The sequence below is a fragment of the Variovorax sp. ISS6 genome (genome assembly GCF_056523145.1).
The window spans coordinates 6,376,511-6,395,144 of the sequence record NZ_JAWRZC010000001.1 but is presented as its reverse complement, the minus strand read 5'-3'; the positions used below and the strand labels follow the sequence as shown (position 1 = coordinate 6,395,144).

General features: G+C 70.5%; 18 protein-coding genes. 2 read left to right on the top strand and 16 right to left on the bottom strand.

What is annotated here, in order from left to right; genetic code table 11:
- Positions 1–6 precede the first annotated feature (6 nt).
- The 8 genes from AC1HIL_RS29450 to AC1HIL_RS29415 are packed head-to-tail and all read right to left on the bottom strand — an operon-like array spanning position 7 to position 7,016.
- Complete coding sequence (locus tag AC1HIL_RS29450) at positions 7–1,332, bottom strand: MSMEG_0569 family flavin-dependent oxidoreductase (RefSeq protein WP_057598965.1); 1,326 nt, start codon at positions 1,330–1,332, stop codon at positions 7–9.
- A 37-nt stretch (positions 1,333–1,369) separates the two neighbouring features.
- On the bottom strand, positions 1,370–1,648 hold the full coding sequence (locus tag AC1HIL_RS29445; RefSeq protein ID WP_057594432.1) for an MSMEG_0570 family nitrogen starvation response protein: 279 nt from the start codon (positions 1,646–1,648) through the stop codon (positions 1,370–1,372).
- Complete coding sequence (locus AC1HIL_RS29440; protein ID WP_479670652.1) at positions 1,639–2,859, bottom strand: MSMEG_0565 family glycosyltransferase; 1,221 nt, start codon at positions 2,857–2,859, stop codon at positions 1,639–1,641. The genes AC1HIL_RS29445 and AC1HIL_RS29440 overlap by 10 nt, the downstream gene beginning before the upstream one ends.
- A complete protein-coding gene (locus AC1HIL_RS29435; RefSeq protein WP_479670651.1) occupies positions 2,852–3,865 on the bottom strand; it encodes a sll0787 family AIR synthase-like protein in 1,014 nt (337 codons plus the stop codon). Before AC1HIL_RS29435 ends, AC1HIL_RS29440 begins: the two co-directional genes overlap by 8 nt.
- Positions 3,862–4,422, bottom strand: coding sequence for an MSMEG_0567/Sll0786 family nitrogen starvation N-acetyltransferase (locus AC1HIL_RS29430; RefSeq protein ID WP_479670650.1), 561 nt, complete (start codon positions 4,420–4,422; stop codon positions 3,862–3,864). The genes AC1HIL_RS29435 and AC1HIL_RS29430 overlap by 4 nt, the downstream gene beginning before the upstream one ends.
- A gap of 1 nt (position 4,423) precedes the next feature.
- Entirely contained in the window at positions 4,424–5,494 is a 1,071-nt protein-coding gene (locus AC1HIL_RS29425; RefSeq protein WP_296728973.1) for an MSMEG_0568 family radical SAM protein, read from the bottom strand.
- The gene (locus AC1HIL_RS29420) at positions 5,457–6,530 is read right to left on the bottom strand and encodes a Nit6803 family nitrilase (RefSeq protein WP_422096094.1); all 1,074 of its coding nucleotides are present in this window, start codon (positions 6,528–6,530) and stop codon (positions 5,457–5,459) included. The genes AC1HIL_RS29425 and AC1HIL_RS29420 overlap by 38 nt, the downstream gene beginning before the upstream one ends.
- A 3-nt stretch (positions 6,531–6,533) precedes the next feature.
- The gene (locus AC1HIL_RS29415) at positions 6,534–7,016 is read right to left on the bottom strand and encodes an MSMEG_0572/Sll0783 family nitrogen starvation response protein (RefSeq protein WP_093340760.1); all 483 of its coding nucleotides are present in this window, start codon (positions 7,014–7,016) and stop codon (positions 6,534–6,536) included.
- Positions 7,017–7,397: 381 nt separating this feature from the next.
- Here AC1HIL_RS29415 and AC1HIL_RS29410 point away from each other — a divergent pair, with 381 nt between their 5' ends.
- Positions 7,398–8,801 carry an aminotransferase-like domain-containing protein gene (locus AC1HIL_RS29410; RefSeq protein ID WP_057594437.1) on the top strand — a complete coding sequence of 468 codons (1,404 nt, stop codon included), beginning with the start codon at positions 7,398–7,400 and terminating at the stop codon, positions 8,799–8,801.
- Positions 8,802–8,965: 164 nt separating this feature from the next.
- The gene (shkS, locus tag AC1HIL_RS29405; RefSeq protein WP_479670649.1) at positions 8,966–10,384 is read left to right on the top strand and encodes a surface-behavior sensor histidine kinase ShkS; all 1,419 of its coding nucleotides are present in this window, start codon (positions 8,966–8,968) and stop codon (positions 10,382–10,384) included.
- Between the two features lie 66 nt (positions 10,385–10,450).
- On the opposite strand, the gene AC1HIL_RS29400 is transcribed toward shkS, so the two are convergent.
- From AC1HIL_RS29400 to AC1HIL_RS29365, 8 genes are all read right to left on the bottom strand, one after another.
- Positions 10,451–11,050: a response regulator transcription factor gene (locus tag AC1HIL_RS29400; RefSeq protein ID WP_057594424.1), complete on the bottom strand. Its 600-nt coding sequence runs from the start codon at positions 11,048–11,050 to the stop codon at positions 10,451–10,453.
- A gap of 74 nt (positions 11,051–11,124) precedes the next feature.
- Positions 11,125–12,462: a tryptophan--tRNA ligase gene (locus AC1HIL_RS29395; protein ID WP_057594423.1), complete on the bottom strand. Its 1,338-nt coding sequence runs from the start codon at positions 12,460–12,462 to the stop codon at positions 11,125–11,127.
- A gap of 26 nt (positions 12,463–12,488) precedes the next feature.
- Positions 12,489–13,160 (bottom strand): site-2 protease family protein, encoded by a 672-nt coding sequence (locus AC1HIL_RS29390; protein WP_057594422.1) that lies wholly within the window; start codon positions 13,158–13,160, stop codon positions 12,489–12,491.
- 44 nt (positions 13,161–13,204) lie between these two features.
- Complete coding sequence (locus AC1HIL_RS29385) at positions 13,205–13,840, bottom strand: L-threonylcarbamoyladenylate synthase (RefSeq protein ID WP_057594421.1); 636 nt, start codon at positions 13,838–13,840, stop codon at positions 13,205–13,207.
- 15 nt (positions 13,841–13,855) lie between these two features.
- Positions 13,856–14,833 carry a DMT family transporter gene (locus AC1HIL_RS29380; protein ID WP_261210712.1) on the bottom strand — a complete coding sequence of 326 codons (978 nt, stop codon included), beginning with the start codon at positions 14,831–14,833 and terminating at the stop codon, positions 13,856–13,858.
- 1 nt (position 14,834) lies between these two features.
- Positions 14,835–15,692 carry a 3',5'-nucleoside bisphosphate phosphatase gene (locus tag AC1HIL_RS29375; protein WP_479670648.1) on the bottom strand — a complete coding sequence of 286 codons (858 nt, stop codon included), beginning with the start codon at positions 15,690–15,692 and terminating at the stop codon, positions 14,835–14,837.
- A gap of 95 nt (positions 15,693–15,787) precedes the next feature.
- Positions 15,788–16,846: a transporter gene (locus tag AC1HIL_RS29370; protein WP_261210713.1), complete on the bottom strand. Its 1,059-nt coding sequence runs from the start codon at positions 16,844–16,846 to the stop codon at positions 15,788–15,790.
- A gap of 13 nt (positions 16,847–16,859) precedes the next feature.
- The gene (locus AC1HIL_RS29365) at positions 16,860–18,500 is read right to left on the bottom strand and encodes an inorganic phosphate transporter (protein WP_057594417.1); all 1,641 of its coding nucleotides are present in this window, start codon (positions 18,498–18,500) and stop codon (positions 16,860–16,862) included.
- Positions 18,501–18,634 lie beyond the last annotated feature (134 nt).

Genomic DNA, 18,634 nt, shown 5'->3' with positions numbered 1-18,634 from the left:
GTGCGCTCAGGCCGCCTGCAGCCGGGGCGGCGCGACCTCGGGTTCCGCGCGCAGTTCGGCGCGCCGTGCGGCGATCGCCTCGGCAAGGAACTCCGCGTCGCGCGCCACGCCCGAGAAACGTCCCGAGCCCCAGGTGTGCAGCCACGGCAGCCCGAGGAAGTACAGGCCCGGCTCGCGCGTGACGCCACGCTGGTGCACCGGGTGGCCGCGGCCGTTGAACACCGGTGCGTCGACCCAGGCGAAGTCGGGCGAGAAGCCGATGCACCACAGCACGCTGGTGATGCCCGCGGCCGCGAGATCGAGCCGGGTGCGTTCCTCGGCCGGCTCCCACACGGGCGCGTAGACCGAGGGCGGCGGCGCCTCGATGCCGTTGGCGGCGATGAACTTGTCGATCGAGGCGTTGATGCCGTTGTAGATGCGGTCGGCATGGTCGAGGTGCTCGCGCAGGTTGGGCTGGAACTGCAGCACGCCCTGGTCCAGGTCGGTCAGCAGGCCGAACAGTTCCATGCCCTCGCGCGCGAAGCGCCGCAGGTCGATGTCGCGCCCGCCGTCGCGGCCGGTCACGTAGTGGTTGGTGTTGTCGCGCACGCCCTCGCGCAGCGGATGGGCGGTGACCGGCATGTCGTAGTACTGCATGTCGGCCAGCCAGTCGACCACCTCGCGGCCGCGGTAGAAGCGCGCGCAGCGCGGTGCGTCGCCCGTGGCCAGGTAGACCTTGCGGCCGGCCAGGTGCAGGTCCTCGGCGATCTGCGCGCCCGACTGGCCGCAGCCCACCACCAGCACCGCGCCCTCGGGCAGTTGCGCGGGGTTGCGGTACTGCGCCGAGTGGTACTGCGCCACCGAGGCCGGCAGCTTCTCGGCCAGCCGCGGCACGATCGGCTTGTGGTAGCCGCCCGAGGCCACCACCACCTGGTCGGCGGTGTAGAGGCCGGCGTCGGTCTGCACCTCGTAGCGGCCGCGCTCGCCGCTTTGCGGCACGTGCACCACGCGCTGCACCGTCACGCCCTCGAGCGCGGGCGGCTTCACCTGCGCCACGAAGCCCGCGAGCCAGTCGTTGATCTGGTCCTTGACCATGAAGCCGTGCGGATCGTCGCCCTGGTAGGGCCAGCCCGGCAGCTGGCATTGCCAGTTGGGCGTGACCAGGCAGAACGAATCCCAGCGCTGCGTGCGCCAGCTGTGGACCAGGCTGCGCTTCTCGATCACGAGGTGGTCGATGCCGCGCTGCTGCAGGCAGTGGCTCAGCGACAGGCCGGCCTGGCCGCCGCCGACGATCGCCACGCTGTAGTGGCTGCGGCCGCCGTAGGGATGCTCGGGATGGGTGGGGTGGGACATGGGGTCTCTCTTTCTCGATGGGGGCGCAAGGGGGAGGTCAGTCGAAGGCCAGCACGGTGACTTCGGCGGCGGGCTCGAAGCGCGCGGCGATGCGCTCGATCTCGGCGAGCTGGTCCATCGCCTGCGAACAGGCGAAGCCGTACTTCGCGCGCACGCGTTCGGAGGCGATGCCGAGCGCCTCGCGCGTGCGCCGCAGGAAATCGTCGAGCGCATAGCGTTCGCCGGGCGCGAGGAAGTCGCGCACCACCAGCGAGGGCGAGTAGCAGCGCGATTCGCTGGCATCGGGCCAGCGCACCTGGAAATGCATCACGGGCATGGGGCGGTCCTCGTCTCGATGGCGTGGGGGCGGCGCAGGCCTTCGCGGTAGAGGGCGACGTGCCGCTGCGCGCTCTCGGCCCAGCTGAAGTGCCGCGCGAGCCGGGCCGCCGATCGCGCGATGCGCGCGTCGTCGCGGCGCGCGAGCGCCTCGGCCAGGGCCTGCGCGATCGAGCCGGCATCGAGCGGGTCGGCCCAGCTCACGTCCTCGGGCGCGAGGTAGTCGGTGAAGGGCGCGATGCGCGAGGCCACCACGGGCCGGCCGCTCGCCAGGCCTTCGAGCACCACCAGCCCGAAGCCTTCGCGCAGCGAGGGCATCGCGACCACGTCGGCCAGGCGATAGAGCGCGGGCATGTCCTCGTCGGCCAGCGGCCCGGTGAGCCGCACGGCGCGGTCCGGGCCTTCGGCCAGCCCGAGGCGCGCGAGCGCGCCGGCGAAGGCCTGCATGGCGGCGCTGTGGTCGAGCAGGCTCGCGCCGCCCGCGATCACCAGTTGCGCATCGGCCTGGCCCGGGCGCTGCCGCAGCAGCGCGAAGGCCTCGAGCAGGCGCAGCGTGTTCTTGCGCTCCTCGACGCCGCCGACGGCCAGCACCACCGGCGCGCCGGTACGGATGCCGAGTCGCCGCGCGAGCGCCGCGTCGCCGGCCTGCATGCGCGGCGAGAAGCGCGCGGTGTCGATGCCGTTCGCCACCTCCTGCGCCGCGATCCCGTGCTGCCGCGCGAGATGCTCGCACCACAGCCGGCTCACGCAGAACACCTGCCGCGCGCGGACGAAGGCCTGCTGCTGCCAGTGCGCGAGTTGCGCATCGGCGAAGTCGTCGAGGTGATGGACCGTGCGCACGAAGCCCTCGATGCGGCCCATGTCCTGCAGCCGTGCCAGCGCATTGCCGCCGATCGAGTCGTGGGTGTGGAGCACGTCGAAGCGCTCGTGCTCGAGCAGCGCGCCCAGGTGGTCGACGAAGGCCGCGATGCGCGTGCGCACCATCGCCACCGTGTCGGCCGGCGTGCCGTGCACCGGCACGAGCTCGGCGCGGCAGGGCGGTTCGCGGAAGAAGCGCTGGCCCGGCGCGGCCGGCGCGAACACGGTGACGGCATGGCCGGCCTCGTGCAGCGCACGCGCGAGTTCCAGCGTGTGGACCACGCCGCCGCGCGGGTTGACCGAATGCGTCAGCAGCCCGATGCGCAGCGGGCGCTCGAGGTCGTCGTCAGCCATGGCGGGCCTCCTCGCGCAGGCCGGACGGCGCCGGCGGCTGGATGAAGGCATCGCGGCCGAAGTCCCACAGCAGGGCCTCCTCGCCATCGGCGCGCAGGCGCACGGTGCGGCTCTCGTCCACGGTGCCGATCACGCCGCAGGCGATGTCGCGCGCCGCGAAGCGTGCGAGCACGCGCGCGAGCTGCGCGGGCGCCACGCCGAGCACGAAGCCGTAGCTCGGGAACGACGACAGCCAGCGCAACAGCGGCACGCCCTCGGGCTTCGGCAGCGCATCGAGCTCGATCGAGGCGCCCACGCCCGAGCATTCGAGCAGCATCATCGCGGTGCCGACCGCGCCGGCCATGCTGATGTCCTTGCCGGCGCGGCACAGGCCGGCCTCGGCCAGCGCGGGCAGCAGCTCGAGGTCGGCGCGCAGCCGCGCGGCCGGCGCGCGCGTCGAGGCGTTCCAGTAGGGGAAGGGCTCCTCGTAGGCGCCGCGCAGGTCGGCCGCCATCACCAGCAGGTCGCCGGGCCGCGCATCGAAGCTCGTGATCAGCCGGCGCGCATGGCCGAGGATCGCGACCGCGAGCTGCGGCCGCTCGCTGCGGTTGTTGCTGTGGCCGCCGACGATCGGCACGCCATAGCGCGCCGCGGCCTCGGCCATGCCGCCGAGCACCTGGTCGGCCGGGTTCATGCCGCTGCTCCACAGCGCGTCGACCACCGCGGTCGGGCGCCCGCCCATCGCGTAGATGTCGCTCACGTTGACCATCACGCCGCAGTAGCCCGCGAACCAGGGCATGCGCACGATGAAGTCCTCGACCAGGCCCTCGATCGCGAACAGCAGGTAGCCGCCGCGGCCGTCGGGAATGGCGGCGCAGTCGTCGCCCACGGGCACGGCCTGCGCGAGCGCCGCGTGGCCGCCGGGCAGCGAGCGGCCCAGCGCGGCCACCACCTCGCTGATGTCGCGCTTGTGGGCGAAGCCGCGCGTGGCGCGCAGCGCTTCGGCGATCTCGGCGGCGCGGCTCATCGCGGCACCTTCGCGCGCGTGACGAAGCCGCTGACCGGATCGTGGCAGGGCGGATAGAAGCCGAGGTCGGCGCGCATGCGCGCATGCGCTCGGCCCTGCACCTCGCATTCGCCGAGCGTGGTCCAGCCGAGCTTGCGGAACAGCGGCTCGTTCTGCTGCTGCACCTGCGCGAGGAACAGCGTGCAGCCCAGCGCATGGGCGCGCGACACCGCGAGCCGGATCAGCGTCGCGCCCAGGTGGCCCTGGCTGCGGAAGGCCGGGTGCACCGCGAGCCGCGAGCCCCACCATTCGCCCGCGGCCTTGCCGCGGTGGATGCGCACCGTGCCCACCACCTGCTCGGGCATGCCGGCGTTGCACGACATCGCGACCAGCAGCAGTGCATGGTCGTCGATCGCGTCGCGGTCGTCGCGCGCGAAGATGCCCTGCTCGATGCAGAACACGGCGCGGCGCAGCGCCATCGCCTCGTCGCGCTCCCATTGCTGGGAAGCCTCGCGCACGAGGTATTCGACCGGCGCGTAGGCCAGCGGCAGCTCGCTCCAGGCTTCGGCGGTCTTCATCTCAGGCCTCGTAGACGGACAGAGAAGAACACGCGCCGCACTTGCCGCAGCCGGCCTTGATGTCGGCCGAGCGCAGCCCGGCGGCCGCGACGCGCCGGCCCAGCGGCTCGAGCAGCGACTTCATGAACTCGGGCGTGGGCGCGGGATGGTCCTCGAGCGGCGTGCCGCTGATCGGTACGAAGGGGACGACGAAGGGGTAGACGCCGCGCGCGAGCAGCTCGTCGCAGACCGAGAGGATGGCCTCGCGCGAATCGCCGAGGCCCGCGAGGATGTAGGTGCTGACCTGGCCGCGGCCGAACACCGCCACCGCGGCCTCGAAGGCGCTCATGTAGCGCGACACCGGCACGCTGGCCTTGCCCGGCATGATGCGTTCGCGCACTTCGGGCGTGACCACCTCCAGGTGCATGCCCAGCGTGTCGATGCCCGCGGCCTTCATGCGCTGGAACCAGCGGTCGTCGTCGGGCGGCTCGCACTGGCCCTGGATCGGGATGTCGACCGCGGCCTTGATCGCGAAGGCGCTCTCGCAGAGCACCGCCGCGCCGCGGTCGGTGGCGTTGGGCGTGCCCGTGGTCAGCACCATGTGCTTCACGCCGTCGAGCAGCACGGCCGCGCGCGCCACCTCGGCGAGCTGCTGCGGCGTCTTGTGCGCGATGGTGCGGCCGGCCGCGAGCGACTGGCCGATCGCGCAGAACTTGCAGCTCTTGCGCCGGCTCTCGTAGCGGATGCAGGTCTGCAGCACGGTGGTGGCGAGCACGTCGCTGCCGTGCAAGGTGGCGATGTGCGAATAGGGCACGCCGTCGAAGGTCTGCATCGCATAGAAGCGCGGCTGGCGCGGAAAGGCGATGTTCGCGATCGGGATGCTGCCGCGCATCACGCGGCTCACGCCCTGCGCGTTCGGCGCCTCGGCCGTGAACGGCGAATGCCAGGCGCTCGCGGTGTGCACCGGCACCATGATCGTGTGGCCGTCGACCAGCACGGCCTTGTGGTCCGAGGGGCCGGCGCCGCCGCGGCGGCTGGCGGCGCCCGCGCCGGGATCAACCAGCCGCAACCCGAAGGACTGGAGCTCCGTCATCAGCTGGCGGCTGTCCACCGGCGCGGGATTCGGTGCGGGATTCGGTGCGAGGGCGGCGGTCGTCGTCATGGTCGGGGCTCCGTGGGTGGGAAGAAAGGGTGTGCATCGGCACGGTGGTGGCCGCGGGCCGGTCGTCGATGGCGAGCGAGAGCAGCTCGGGGCGCGCGTAGTGGCCCACCGAATCCATCATTCGCTTGCGCTTGGCGATCAGCGCCATGTCGAGGTTGGCGATCACCATGCCCTCGCCCTCGGTGAGCGGCGGCGCGAGATGCCGCCCCTCGGGCGAGACGATGGCCGTGTGGCAGCCGCCGCGCAGCGCCTTCTGCAGGTTCGGGTCGGGCGTGACGCTGCGGATCTGCTCGTCGCTGAGCCAGCCGGTGGCGTTGACCACGAAGCAGCCCGACTCGAGCGCGTGGTGGCGGATCGTCACCTCCATCTGCTCGGCGAAGATCGGGCCCACCAGCGAGCCCGGGAACTGCGCGCAGTGGATCTCCTCGTGCTGCGCCATCAGGCTGTAGCGCGCCAGCGGGTTGTAGTGCTCCCAGCAGGCCAGCGCGCCGACGCGGCCGATGGCGGTGTCGACCACCTTGAGCCCGGCGCCGTCGCCCTGGCCCCAGACCATGCGCTCGTGGTAGGTCGGCGTGATCTTGCGGCGCTTGAGTGCGAGCGTGCCGTCGGCGTCGAACACCAGTTGCGTGTTGTAGAGGCTGCCGTGGTCGCGCTCGTTCACGCCGAGCACCACCACCACGCCGCGGGCGCGCGCCCGCTCGGCCACGGCCTGCGTGACCGGGCCGGGCACCACCACCGCGCGCTCGGCCAGCAGCAGGTGCGGCGCGCCCTGCAGCACCGGCGGCAGCACGAAGCTGAAGTAGGGGTAGTAGGGCACGAAGGTCTCGGGGAAGACCGCGAGCTGCGCGCCCTTCGAAGCGGCTTCGTCGATCGCGCTGCACACCCGATCGAGCGTGCCGTCGGGACGGTCGAAGTCCGGCGCGATCTGGATCGCCGCGGCGCGGACGATGCGGGGTGCGGTGGCCATCGCTTACAGCGTCCAGGTGTCGAGGATGAAGGCGTTGGCCTTGCGGTGCAGCAGGATCAGGTCGAGCACGTCGAGCGGGTTGATCGGCTTGATGCCCTCGATCAGCGCGCCCTCGCCATGGCCGTAGAGCGCCTGCAGCGCGAAGCGGCAGGCGTAGACCTTGCCGCCCTCGGCGATGAAGGTGGCGATCTGCTTGTTGAAGTTCTGGTGGCCCGGGAAGGCCTCGTCGCCCAGCGTCGGGAAGCCGCGCTGCACGCCCAGCGTGACGCCGGGGCCGTAGAGCAGGATCGAGGTCTCGAAGCCCTTGCGCTTGAGGCGGGTGGCCTGCAGCAGGTTGACGAAGCCGATCGAGCCTTCGAAGGCCACGGTGTGGAAGGTCACGAGCGCCTTCTCGCCGGGCTCGGCCTTCACGTCTTCGAACACCTTCTCTTCGTAGTCGACGAGGAACTCGCCTTTTTCGTTGCGGGGACGGGTCACGGTGGGCATGGGGTACTCCGGTGAAAGGGATGAAGGAGAGGAACGCAGCAGCGTCTGCGCGCCTTCTTCTTCGCATGCCATGTGCCAGGGCGCGGGGCCCGCGATGCAATCAAGTTGCGATCAAGGCGCAGCGGTGCCGCATGCGGGCGCGAAAAAATTTCCGCGCGGGTGTCGCGGACGCGTCGCGCGGCCTTCGCGGCGGGCCGGGCCGCACCGTGGCGAAGCGTTCGGCGTGCGATCAATGCACCCGATCAATGGGGCTGATCGCACCCGTTCGAGGCATCGCCGGCCCTGGGAACCCCCAGGGGACGGGCACGTTTCCTGCGGGTTGATCGGTCCCCCGATGCAATCAATGGATGCAATCAAGTGGCCGCCACCGACACCGCCCCGATCGCCCCCGTCACGCTGCACTGGCGCAAGCAGCTGCGCGCCAGCGCCAAGCCGGCCTACCTGCTGCTGGCCGACCTGATCGCCGACGACATCCGCACCGGCCGGCTCGGCGCGCGCGACCGGCTGCCCACGCTGCGCGAGCTGGCGGCGGACCTGCAGCTCAACTACACGACCGTGGCGCGCGGCTACGCCGAGGCGCGCAAGCGCGGGCTGATCGACTCGCGCGCGGGCACCGGCACCTTCATCCGCACCGGCAGCCCGAGCCTGCGGCTGCGCGGCGGCAGCGGCGCCGAGATGACGATGAACATGCCGCCCGAGCCGCGCGACGAGCACCTGGTGGCGCGCATGCACGAGGGCGCCGCGCAGGCCTTCGCGCAGGCCGACCTCTACGACCTGCTGCGCTACCAGGACTTCGGCGGCACGGTGCACGACCGCGAGGCCGCGATGCAGTGGCTGCGCCCGCACGTGCCCGAGGCCGGCGTCGACCGCATCCTCGTGTGCCCCGGCATCCACGGCGTGCTGACCGCGCTGATCTCGCAGCTCGCGCGGCCCGGCGAGCTGGTGTGCGTGGAATCGCTGACCTATCCGGGCATCAAGGCCATCGCGGCCCAGCTCGGCGTGCAGCTGCATGCGCTGCAGCTCGACGACGACGGCCCGATCGCCGATGCCTTCGAGCACGCCTGCAAGACCCTGAAGCCCAAGGCGCTGTACTGCAACCCGACCCTGCTCAACCCCACCACCGGCACCGTGAGCCGCGCGCGGCGCGAGGCGCTGGCCGACGTGGCGCTGCGCTACGCCGTGCCGATCATCGAGGACGATGCCTACGGCATGCTGCCGCGCCAGATGCCGCCCACGCTCGCCACGCTGGCGCCCGCGCTGACCTACTACGTCACCGGCTTCTCCAAGTGCTTCGGCGCGGGGCTGCGCAGCGCCTATGTCTGCGCGCCGACCGCGCGCCAGTCGCAGCGGCTCGCGGGTGCCCTGCGCGCCACCACGGTGATGGCCTCGCCGGTCACCAATGCGCTGACCACGATGTGGGTCGAGGACGGCACGGCCGACGCCATGCTGCAGGCGGTGCGCGCCGAATCGGCCGCGCGCCAGCTGCTGGCCGCGCGCCATCTCGGCGGCCATGGGCTGCAGGCCCATCCCGAGGGCTTCCATGCCTGGCTGCCGCTCACGCCGGGCTGGAGCCCGGTCGAGTTCGCCTCCTTCCTGCGCACGCGCAACGTGGGCGTGGTCGCCAGCGCGGCCTTCTCGACCGACGGCGATCCGCCCGACGCGGTGCGCATCTGCCTCGGCGGGCCGATGTCGCGCGAGGAGTGCGACGACGCGCTGCGGCTGATCGCGGACACGCTGACGCATCCGCTGCATCCGCACGCGACGGTGCAGGAAAGAGCCTTCTAGCCACATCGGATCGTGGCGGCGGACGCGGAGCTTGTTACGGCGTGAAACACCGGACTACAGCCCGGTAAGATCGCCGGACTGGCCGGAACGCCGTTCCGGCCGCCGACTCCACCCGCACCCTCATCCATGGTTTTGGCCCGCTACCGAAGAAAAGGCGCTGCCTGATGGCGACCGCCGCCTCGATCACCAACCTCACGCCCGTGCCGGCCTCCGCCGACGAGGCCGAGGCCTGGGTGCGCGGCGAGCTGATCCGCAGCCTGATGCGCTCGGCGCGCGGTTCCTACCTCGTGTCGGGCACCTTGATGGTCGGCATGGCGGCGCTCAACTGGTCGGCGCTGCCGCGCTGGGAGGTGCTGACCTGGCTCACCGCCGGCCTGATCTCGATGGCCTGCCGGGCCTGGGCCGCGCGCGTGTACGCGGTGCGCTACGTCGGGCGCAGCGCGCTGGCGCAGCAGCAGTACGCCGACCGCTATGCCTTCGTCTGGACCGCCAGCGCCTTCGTCTGGGGCCTGTCGGTGCTGCTGTTCTTCGAGCGCGTGCCGCAGGTCAACCAGTTCATCAGCTGGCTGGTGATCGCGGGCGTCGCGACCTCGCCGCTCAACGGGCTGGCGCTGCACCCGCCGCTGCTCAAGCGCTTCGTCAACACGCTGTTCGCCACCGTGCTCGGCTCGGTGCTGGTGCGGCTGGTGGTCATCAACCTCGAGCATCCGCAGTTCCAGTACGGCTTCCTGCTGCCGATCCTGCCCACGCTGCACTGGTACCTGCTGCTGCGCGCCGGCCACCACATCCACGAGACCGCGCGCAACAGCCTGGAGCTGCTGTTCCACAACCACATCCTGATCAAGTCGCTGACCCAGCAGCGGCAGGCGGCGGTGGCGGCCGTGGCGATGAAGAACCGCTTCCTCGCGAGCGCCGCGCACGACATGCGCCAGCCGGTGCTGGCGCTGTCGCTGTACGCCGACTGGCTGCGCAACGAGCCCGAGCTGGTGCTCGAGCTGGCGCCGAAGATCGTGCGCGCCACCCATGCGGTCAATGCGCTGTTCGACTCCATGTTCGACCTCGCGCGCATCGACTCGGGCCAGGTGCGGCTGCACATCGAGCGCGTGGACATCGCCGAGCTGCTGCAGGACCTCGAGCTGCAGTACCGCCCCGTGGCCGAGAGCAAGGGCCTCGACTTCCGCGTCCACGTGACCGAGGGCAGCTTCCTCACCGACCCGATCCGCGTGCGCCGCATGATCGGCAACCTGCTGGCCAATGCGATCAAGTACACGCCCGAGGGCGGCGTGCTGCTGGCCTCGCGCCGCACGCGGGAGGGCATGCGCGTGGAGGTCTGGGACACCGGCATCGGCATCGCGCCCGAGCACCTGCGCGACGTGTTCCTCGAGTTCTACAAGGTGGCCGACCATGCCGGCACCTCCGACGGCTTCGGCCTCGGCCTGGCGATCGTCGCGCGCCTGTCGCACGTGCTGGGCCACCCGGTCAGCGTTCGCTCGCGCCTGGGCAGCGGCAGCGTGTTTCGCGTGGCGCTGCACGATGCGGACGAGGCGGTGGCGCAGGCGCGGGTGAGCGCGGCGGTGGGCTGAGAGCCTCCGCCCCCAAAGAAAAAGCCGCGCACACGGCGCGGCTCCTTCACGACGCAGCGGCCGGCCTCAGCCCGACAGCAACCCGTTCGTGCGCGCGTAATGCAGCGCCTGCGTGCGGCTCTTCACGCCGAGGCGGCGGAACAGGCGCCACAGGTGCACCTTCACCGTGTGCTCGCTGATCTCGAGGTCGGTGGCGATGTCGCGGTTGCTCATGCCCTTGTCGAGCATCGCGATCAGCTGGGTCTGGCGCTTCGACAGCTTGCTGTTGCTGGCCAGCGGCGGCTCGTCGGTTTCTTCCGAGCCGGCCATCAGCAGGCCGCGCAGGGCCGCCGCCAGCTCGGCCGAGCTGGCCGACTTCTCGATGTAGGTGTCGGCACCGGCCTCGATGCAGGCGTCTTCCATGTCGGCCGAGGGCGCCGCCGAATAGACGGCGATCGGCACGTTGGGATAGACCTGCTTGACGGCGATCACGCCCGAAACGCCGTTGGTGTCGGGCAGCTTCAGGTCGAGACAGAAGAGCGTGGGCGCTCCGCGCTGCGCGACGGAACTCGCGAGCTTGTCGAGCCGTTCGAGCTCGACGATGTTCTCGGCCGGACGAAGGCGCCGCAGGACCATCACGATCGCGTCGCGCATCAGGGGGTGGTCGTCGATGACATATATGCTCATGTTTTCTTCCTTTGTGATCGCACCGTCTTCTCTCTTCTCGTCCACCGGCGGATGGGCCGGTGGCGGTTGCCGGATCAGCCGCCCTTGGTGGTGGCGGTGGCCTCCGACAGTGCCTCCAGCGCCTCGCTCGCGGCGCGCAATCCTTCATCCGTGGCGATCGGCTCGAGCCGATCCGCATAAGTCGCCAAGGCCGCGCCGCGCTGCTCCTGCAGCGCCGCGATGGTACGGCCGGCCTCCTGCGGCGAGGCGAATGCTCGGCTCTGCAGCAGGGTTTCGCCGCTCGCGTCGAGCAGCTTGAAATAGAACATCCCGTCGCGTTCGCGGTACTGCTTGAAGCCGGCCTTGCCGGCCCCCTTGCCGCCCTTGCGCGCCTTGGCGCCGTCGCCCGCGTCGGCCAGGTTGCGCAGGCCGACCGCGTGGCGCAGCCGCGTCATGAACGGGCGCGACAGCGCGCGCGCCTTGTCGGCGCCGGCCAGCAGCGTGCGCTCGATCTGCGCCGGGTCGGCCATCAGCGCCTCGTAGCGCTCGCGCAGCGGCGCCACCTCGCGGTCGATGCGCTCGAACAGCACCTGCTTGGCGTCGCCCCAGGCGATGCCCTCGGCGTAGGACTTGCGCAGCGCTTCCGTTTCGTCGGCGCTCGCGAAGGCCTGGTAGATCTGGAACAGCGCCGAGCCCTCGGTCTCCTTGGGCTCGCCGGGCGCGCGCGAGTCGGTCACGATGCTCGCGATCTGCTTCTGCAGCTGGGCGCGCGGCGTGAACAACGGGATCGTGTTGTTGTAGCTCTTGCTCATCTTGCGGCCGTCGAGGCCGGGCAGGGTGGCGACGGCCTCGTCGATCTCGGCGTCCGGCAGCGTGAAGTGGTCGCCGTAGAGGTGGTTGAAGCGCTGCGCCATATCGCGCGCCATCTCGATGTGCTGCACCTGGTCGCGGCCCACGGGCACCTTGTGGGCGTTGAACATCAGGATGTCCGCGCCCATCAGCACCGGGTACATGAACAGGCCCGCCGTGACGTCGGCATCGACGTCCTCGCCCTTGGCCGTGTTCTTGTCGACCTGGGCCTTGTAGGCATGGGCGCGGTTGAGCACGCCCTTGCCGGTGACGCAGGTCAGGAACCAGGTGAGCTCGGGGATCTCGGGAATGTCGGACTGGCGGTAGAAGGTGACGCGCTCGGGATCGAGCCCGCAGGCCAGCCAGCTGGCGGCGATCTCCAGGGTGGAGCGCTGGATCTTCGCGGGCTCCTGCACCTTGATGAGGGCGTGGTAGTCGGCCAGGAAGAAGTAGCTCTCGACGCCGGGCGCGACGCTCTGGCGCACCGAATGGCGGATCGAGCCGACGTAGTTGCCGAGATGGGGCGTGCCGGAGGGCGTGATGCCGGTGAGGACGCGCAGCGGGGAAGGGGAGGACGAAGCCATGGTCGGAACTGGAAACTAACGCAACATCAACGCAACAGGGCCTGCAGCGGCCCGATCAGCAGATCGAGCACCTCGTAGCCCACGCTCATCAGCGGCATCAGCCAGAACCTGCTGACGATGCCGGCGAGCACCAGGCCCATCACGATGAAGAAACCGTAGGGCTCGATGCGAGCGAGGAAATTCTGCGCCGGACCGTTGGGCAGCAGCCCGGCCAGCACGCGGCCGCCGTCGAGCGGTGGCAGCGGGAAGAGGTTGAAGGCCCACATCACGAGGTTGACCAGCACGCCGCCCTGCGCCATCTTGACGAAGAAGGGCTCTTGCACGCCCACGCCGACGAGCACCGCCCAGACCACGGCCCAGAGGATCGCCTGGATGAAGTTCGAGGCCGGACCGGCCAGGGCCACCCAGACCATGTCGCGCTTGGGATGGCGCAGCCGGCCGAAATTGACCGGCACCGGCTTGGCATAGCCGAACAGGAAGGCGCCCGAGGTCGCGAAGTAGAGCATCAGCGGCATCAGGATGGTCCCGATGGGGTCGATGTGCTTCATCGGATTGAGCGTGACGCGGCCCATGACCGCCGCCGTGTTGTCGCCGAGGTAGCGCGCCACGTAGCCGTGCGCGGCTTCGTGCACGGTGATCGCGAAGATCACGGGCAGCGCATAGATCAGGACCGTCTGTATCAGATTGGAGATATCCACTGCGAGATTGTGTCAGACGGAACAAGGGGAAAACGAAGGCTGCATCACAGCCCCAGCACGGAGAGCGCCCCGCGCCCCTGGCGCACCACCACCGGATCGTCGCCGCTGCCCATGGGCGTGAGGTCGACCACGGTGGTCGGCTGGGAGGGGCAGGCGCCGGCGTCGATCACGCCCGCGATCTGCTTCTCGAAGCGCTCGCGGATGACCTCGGCGTCGTTGAGCGCCTCGGTCTCGCCGGGTGCGATCAGCGTGGTGGCCAAAAGCGGCGCGCCATGCAGCGCCAGCAGCTCGAGCAGCACCTTGTGGTCGGGCACGCGCAGGCCGATGGTCTTGCGCTGCGGATGGCTCACGCGCCGCGGCACTTCCTTGGTGGCTTCGAGCAGGAAGGTGTAGGGGCCGGGCGTGGCGGCCTTCAGCAGGCGGTACTGCTTGTTGTCCACGCGCGCGTAGTTCGCGAGCTCGCTGAGGTCGCGGCAGATCAGGGTCAGGTGATGCTTGTCGTCGACCTGGCGGATGCGGCGCAGCTGGTCGACCGCGTCCTTGTCGTCGAGGTGGCAGGCCAGCGCGTAGCTGGAGTCGGTGGGCACGGCGACGATCTCGCCGCGCTGCAGCAGCGCCACGGCCTGCTTGAGCAGGCGCTGCTGGGGGTTCTCGGGGTGGACTTCGAAGTACTGGGCCATGAAAAACGCTCCTGATCAGGATTCCGCCGGTTCGATCGGCACGCGGCGCTCGCGCACGGTGAGCCAGGCACCGGCCGCGCCGCAGACGGCGATCATCGCCATGCCGACCAGCGACACGACATCGGGCACGTGGGAGAACATCAGCCAGCCGCCGAGCATCGCGAAGGCGATCTGCGCATAGAGGTAGGGCGTGAGGGTGGAGGCTGGCGCGCGCTGGTAGGCGAGGATCAGCATGAAGTGCCCCACCGTGCCCATCAGGCCCATGAGGCACAGCAGCGCCCACCAGTGCCACGAGGGCAGCGCGGTCCAGGCGAAGGGCACGGCCAGAGAGGCCAGCAGCGTGCCGACCCAGCCGGTGTAGAAGTGCATGGTCAGCGGGTTCTCGGTCTGCGCGAGCTTGCTCGTGAGCACCTGGAACCAGGCGTTGGTCATCACCAGGCCGATCGGCAGCAGGATGGCCCAGCTGAAGGCGCCGCCGCCGGGCCGCAGGATGACCAGCGTCCCGGCGAAGCCGCCCGCCACCAGCGTCCAGCGCAGCGGCGAGACCTGCTCCTTGAGCGTGGTGGCCGCCAGCAGCGTGATCACCAGCGGCGCGATCAGCACGATCGAGGTGAACTCGGCCAGCGGCATGTAGCGCAGGCTCATGAAGGCGAACAGGCTCGAGCCCAGCAGCAGCGCCCCGCGCAGCGCCTGATAGCGCGGATGGGCGGTGCGCAGCAGCGCGGTGCCGCGCAGCGGCAGCAGCACGGCGGTGGTGGCCACGGCCTGGAAGGCATAGCGGAACCACACGCCCATCAGGATCGGCACGCTCGCGGTCGAGATCTTGGTGGCGGTGTCGAGCGTGGCGAAGCAGGCCACGGCCAGCACGACGAGGCCGATGCCGGCCAGGATGCGTTCGGACTCGCGGCTGGAGGCGGCCTGGGCCGCGGCGCGGGCCAGGGCCAGCGCTTGGGTTGCGGCGCTCTCGGTCGCGGTCCCGGGCTGTTGGCTCACGCTAGGTCTGGATTCGGTGGCCGAGCAGTTCCCATACCGGCGTGAGCGAAGCGTGCAGCGGCGGCAGCTTGCCGAGGTCGCAGTGGCTTTCGTCGGGGCTGTGGAAATCGCTGCCGCGCGAGGCGGCGAAACCGAACTCGAGCGCCTTGTCGGCGTACTCGACGTATTCGGCCGGGGTGTGGCTGCCGGTGACGACCTCGATGGCCTGTCCGCCGTGCGCCTTGAACTCGAGGAACAGCGCGTACTCCTCGTTGGCGCTGAACTTGTAGCGGCCCGGGTGCGCGATCACGGCCAGGCCCTTGGCCGAGGTGATCCAGTGCACCGCGTCCCTCAGCGTGGCCCAGCGGTGCGGCACGTAGCCGGGCTTGCCCTCGGTGAGGTACTTGCGGAACACCTCGGGCGTGTCGCGGCAGTGGCCCTGCTCGACCAGGAAGCGCGCGAAGTGGGTGCGCGAGATCAGCTCGGGGTTGCCGACGAACTTGAGCGCGCCCTCGTAGGCGCCCTGGATGCCGACCTTGGCCAGCCCCTCGGACATTTCCTGCGCGCGCTTGCCGCGGCCGCCGCGGGTGTCGTACAGGCCCTGGGTCATGGCGGCGTCGTCGGGGTCGAAGCCCAGGCCGACGATGTGCACGGTCTCGCCCGCGAAGGTGACCGAGATCTCGGTGCCGGTGAGGTAGCGCATGCCGTTCTCGCGCGCGGCCGCGGCGGCGCGGTGCTGGCCGCCGATCTCGTCGTGGTCGGTCAGCGCCCACAGGTCGACGCCATTGCTGGCGGCGCGCACGGCGAGTTCTTCGGGCGTCAGTGTGCCGTCGGACACCACGGAGTGGCAGTGCAGGTCGGCATTGAGAATGGAGGACACCGGTCGATTCTAGGCGCTCCGGCCTGTCGACACGGTCGCATGGGTGCTCGTATTTGCTACTAGATAAATAGCATTAACCGCAGCGGTGGAGCGGCTCAGCGCTTCTTCCTGAAAGCGGCCCAGGCGGCCACCGCGGTGAAGGTGGCGACGATCGCCACCACGATCCAGAAGCCGTGCTTGTGCTCGGCCAGCGGGATGCCGCCGACGTTCATGCCGAACAGGCCGGCCAGGATGTTGATCGGCAGCGCCAGCACCGTGACCACCGTCAGCACGAACAGGCTGCGGTTGTTGTCCTCGTTGACGTTGGCGGCGATCTCCTCCTGCAGCAGCTTGATGCGTTCCTGCAGCGCCTGCATGTCGCGCAGCACCACCGAGAACTCCTCGGTCGCGCCGCGCAGCTCCTGCGTGTCGTCCTCGGCCATCCAGCCCGGCGGGCGCTGCAGCAGCCGGAACAGCGCCGCCGGCTCGGGCGCCAGCAGGCGCTGCAGCCGCACCAGCAGCCGGCGCATCAGGCCCAGGCGCGCGCGCTTGTGGTCGAGCCGGCCGGCCAGCAGTTCGTCCTCGATGCGGTCGACGCGGCCGGTCACGCCGCGCACGATCTTCACCAGCACGTCGGCCTGCGCGCGCAGCAGGTGCTCGAGCAGCTCGGTGCTCGAGCCCGGCGCGTCGCCGGCCTTGACCGCGGTGCGCAGCGCGTCGACCGAGCGCAGCGGCTTGCTGCGCGCGGTCACGACCAGCCGCGCGCCGACCGCGATCCACAGCGTCGAGATGTCCGAGGGCTCGAAGCTGAAATCGAAGTGCACGTCGTTGATGACCGCGATCAGCGCATCGTCGGCGCGCTCGATGCGCGTGGAGGGCAGGCCCTCGTGCAGCGTCTCGTAGAAGGTGTCCGACAGCCGCGCGTGGCGCCGCAGCCAGCGCTCGGCCTGGGCATGGCTCAGGTTGAAGTGCAGCCAGGCGTAGGGGCCCTCGAAGGGCGCGCCCGCCAGCTCTTCGTCGGGCGGCAGCGCATCGAGCCAGGCCGCGGCCTGGCTCGAATCGATCTCGCGCGAGGCGTCGGGGCCCGACGCGCCCGGGTCGAACAGGTAGCCGCAGATCAGCCCGGCTTCGTCGCCGCCATACGAATTGGCGGCCAGGTCATGGAGTGCCGGCAAGGTGCGCGATGCTTCAGAACAGGTGCGTGAACAGCCAGTACAGCACGCCCGACAGCAGCATCGCCGCCGGCAGCGTCAGCACCCAGGCCAGCGCGAGGTTGCGCAGCGTCGACATCTGCAGGCCCGAGCCGCTCGCGGTCATGGTGCCGGCCACGCCCGAGGACAGTACGTGCGTGGTCGAGACCGGCAGGCCGTACATGTCGGCCGCGCCGATGGTCACCATCGCCACCACCTCGGCCGAGGCGCCCTGGGCATAGCTCAGGTGGGTCTTGCCGATCTTCTCGCCCACGGTCACCACGATGCGCTTCCAGCCGATCATGGTGCCGAGGCCCAGCGCGATCGCCACCGCCACCTTCACCCACAGCGGGATGAAGCGGGTGGCGTCGTCGAGTTCCTGGCGCAGCGCGCCGACGCGGGCCTTGGTGTCGGCGTCGAAGCGCGCGGCGCCGCTCTTGTCGAGGTGGCGGATCGCCTCGGAGGTCAGGTACATGTCGTTGCGCACGTTGGCCACCGCGTCGGCCGGCAGGCGGGCCAGCGAGCCGTGCTGCCTCACCTGCTGCGCGATGCTGCCGGTGACCGAGGCCAGCGCCGGCACCACCGTGTCGTTGAACTCGCGGGTGCGCACGTAGGTCGCGAGCGAGTCGCGCGCGGCCGCCGGCTGCAGCGCGGGCAGCGAGGTCGGCAGGCTGCGTTGCATCGCGCCCTGCGCCACCTCGGCCACGGCCACGAACTTCACCGTCTGGTCGGCCGGCATGGCGCGGTTGAGCGCATAGGCCATCGGCACCGTGCCCACCAGGATCAGCATGATCAGGCCCATGCCCTTCTGGCCGTCGTTGGAACCGTGCGCGAACGAGACGCCGGTGCAGGTCAGGATCAGCAGGCCGCGGATCCACCACGGCGGCGGCTCGCTGCCCTTGGGTTCTTCATAGAGGGCGCGGTTCTTGACGAAGGCGCGCAGCGCCAGCAGCAGCAGCGCGGCGCAGCCGAAGCCCACCAGCGGCGACAGCAGCAGCGAATAGCCGACCTTGGTGGCTTGCGCCCAGTCCACGCCGCTGGTGCCGTCGCGGCCGTGCATCAGCGCGTTGGCCACGCCCACGCCGATGATCGAGCCGATCAGCGTGTGCGACGAGGAGGCCGGCAGCCCCAGCCACCAGGTGCCGAGGTTCCAGATGATGGCGGCGATCAGCAGCGCGAACACCATCGCGAAGCCCGCGCCCGAGCCCACCTGCAGGATCAGCTCCACCGGCAGCAGCGCGATGATGCCGAAGGCCACCGCGCCGCTGGAGACCAGCACGCCCAGGAAATTGAAGAAGCCCGACCACACGACCGCGAAGTTCGGCGGCAGCGAGTGGGTGTAGATCACCGTCGCCACCGCGTTGGCGGTGTCGTGGAAGCCGTTGACGAACTCGAAGCCCAGCGCGATCAGCAGCGCCACGCCCAGCAGGATGTAGGGCACCCAGGTGGTCATGGGCGCGCCGGAGTCGGACACGTCGCTCACCAGGCTCCAGGCCGTGTAGAGCAGGCCGACGGCCAGCAGGCCGACGAAGGTGATCAGGGCGACCGGACCGGGCCGGGCGTCGAGCTTCGGGCGGTGGGCTGCGGACCCTGCCGGCGCGGCCGGCATGTCCGTATTCGGGGCGGCGAGCGTGTTCATGGAAGCGTTCTGAAGTGTTGTAGTGGGAGAAATGGTGTTCGCGCCGTGTGACAACGGCGTGTCGGCCTACAGGTTTCGGCCGCGAAACCGTCACGCCGGCGTCATCTGGTCCATGCAGCATGGTTTTCCCCGAT

What these genes read in the sequence shown, in the direction of transcription:
- AC1HIL_RS29415 (WP_093340760.1), bottom strand. Translation starts at nt 7,016, where the DNA reads ATGCCCACCGTGACCCGTCCCCGCAACGAAAAAGGCGAGTTCCTCGTC.
- AC1HIL_RS29420 (WP_422096094.1), bottom strand. Translation starts at nt 6,530, where the DNA reads ATGGCCACCGCACCCCGCATCGTCCGCGCCGCGGCGATCCAGATCGCG.
- AC1HIL_RS29395 (WP_057594423.1), bottom strand. Translation starts at nt 12,462, where the DNA reads ATGGCTTCGTCCTCCCCTTCCCCGCTGCGCGTCCTCACCGGCATCACG.
- shkS (WP_479670649.1), top strand. Translation starts at nt 8,966, where the DNA reads ATGGCGACCGCCGCCTCGATCACCAACCTCACGCCCGTGCCGGCCTCC.
- AC1HIL_RS29425 (WP_296728973.1), bottom strand. Translation starts at nt 5,494, where the DNA reads ATGACGGAGCTCCAGTCCTTCGGGTTGCGGCTGGTTGATCCCGGCGCG.
- AC1HIL_RS29440 (WP_479670652.1), bottom strand. Translation starts at nt 2,859, where the DNA reads ATGGCTGACGACGACCTCGAGCGCCCGCTGCGCATCGGGCTGCTGACG.
- AC1HIL_RS29365 (WP_057594417.1), bottom strand. Translation starts at nt 18,500, where the DNA reads ATGAACACGCTCGCCGCCCCGAATACGGACATGCCGGCCGCGCCGGCA.
- AC1HIL_RS29435 (WP_479670651.1), bottom strand. Translation starts at nt 3,865, where the DNA reads ATGAGCCGCGCCGCCGAGATCGCCGAAGCGCTGCGCGCCACGCGCGGC.
- AC1HIL_RS29450 (WP_057598965.1), bottom strand. Translation starts at nt 1,332, where the DNA reads ATGTCCCACCCCACCCATCCCGAGCATCCCTACGGCGGCCGCAGCCAC.
- AC1HIL_RS29430 (WP_479670650.1), bottom strand. Translation starts at nt 4,422, where the DNA reads ATGAAGACCGCCGAAGCCTGGAGCGAGCTGCCGCTGGCCTACGCGCCG.
- AC1HIL_RS29385 (WP_057594421.1), bottom strand. Translation starts at nt 13,840, where the DNA reads ATGGCCCAGTACTTCGAAGTCCACCCCGAGAACCCCCAGCAGCGCCTG.
- AC1HIL_RS29445 (WP_057594432.1), bottom strand. Translation starts at nt 1,648, where the DNA reads ATGCCCGTGATGCATTTCCAGGTGCGCTGGCCCGATGCCAGCGAATCG.
- AC1HIL_RS29400 (WP_057594424.1), bottom strand. Translation starts at nt 11,050, where the DNA reads ATGAGCATATATGTCATCGACGACCACCCCCTGATGCGCGACGCGATC.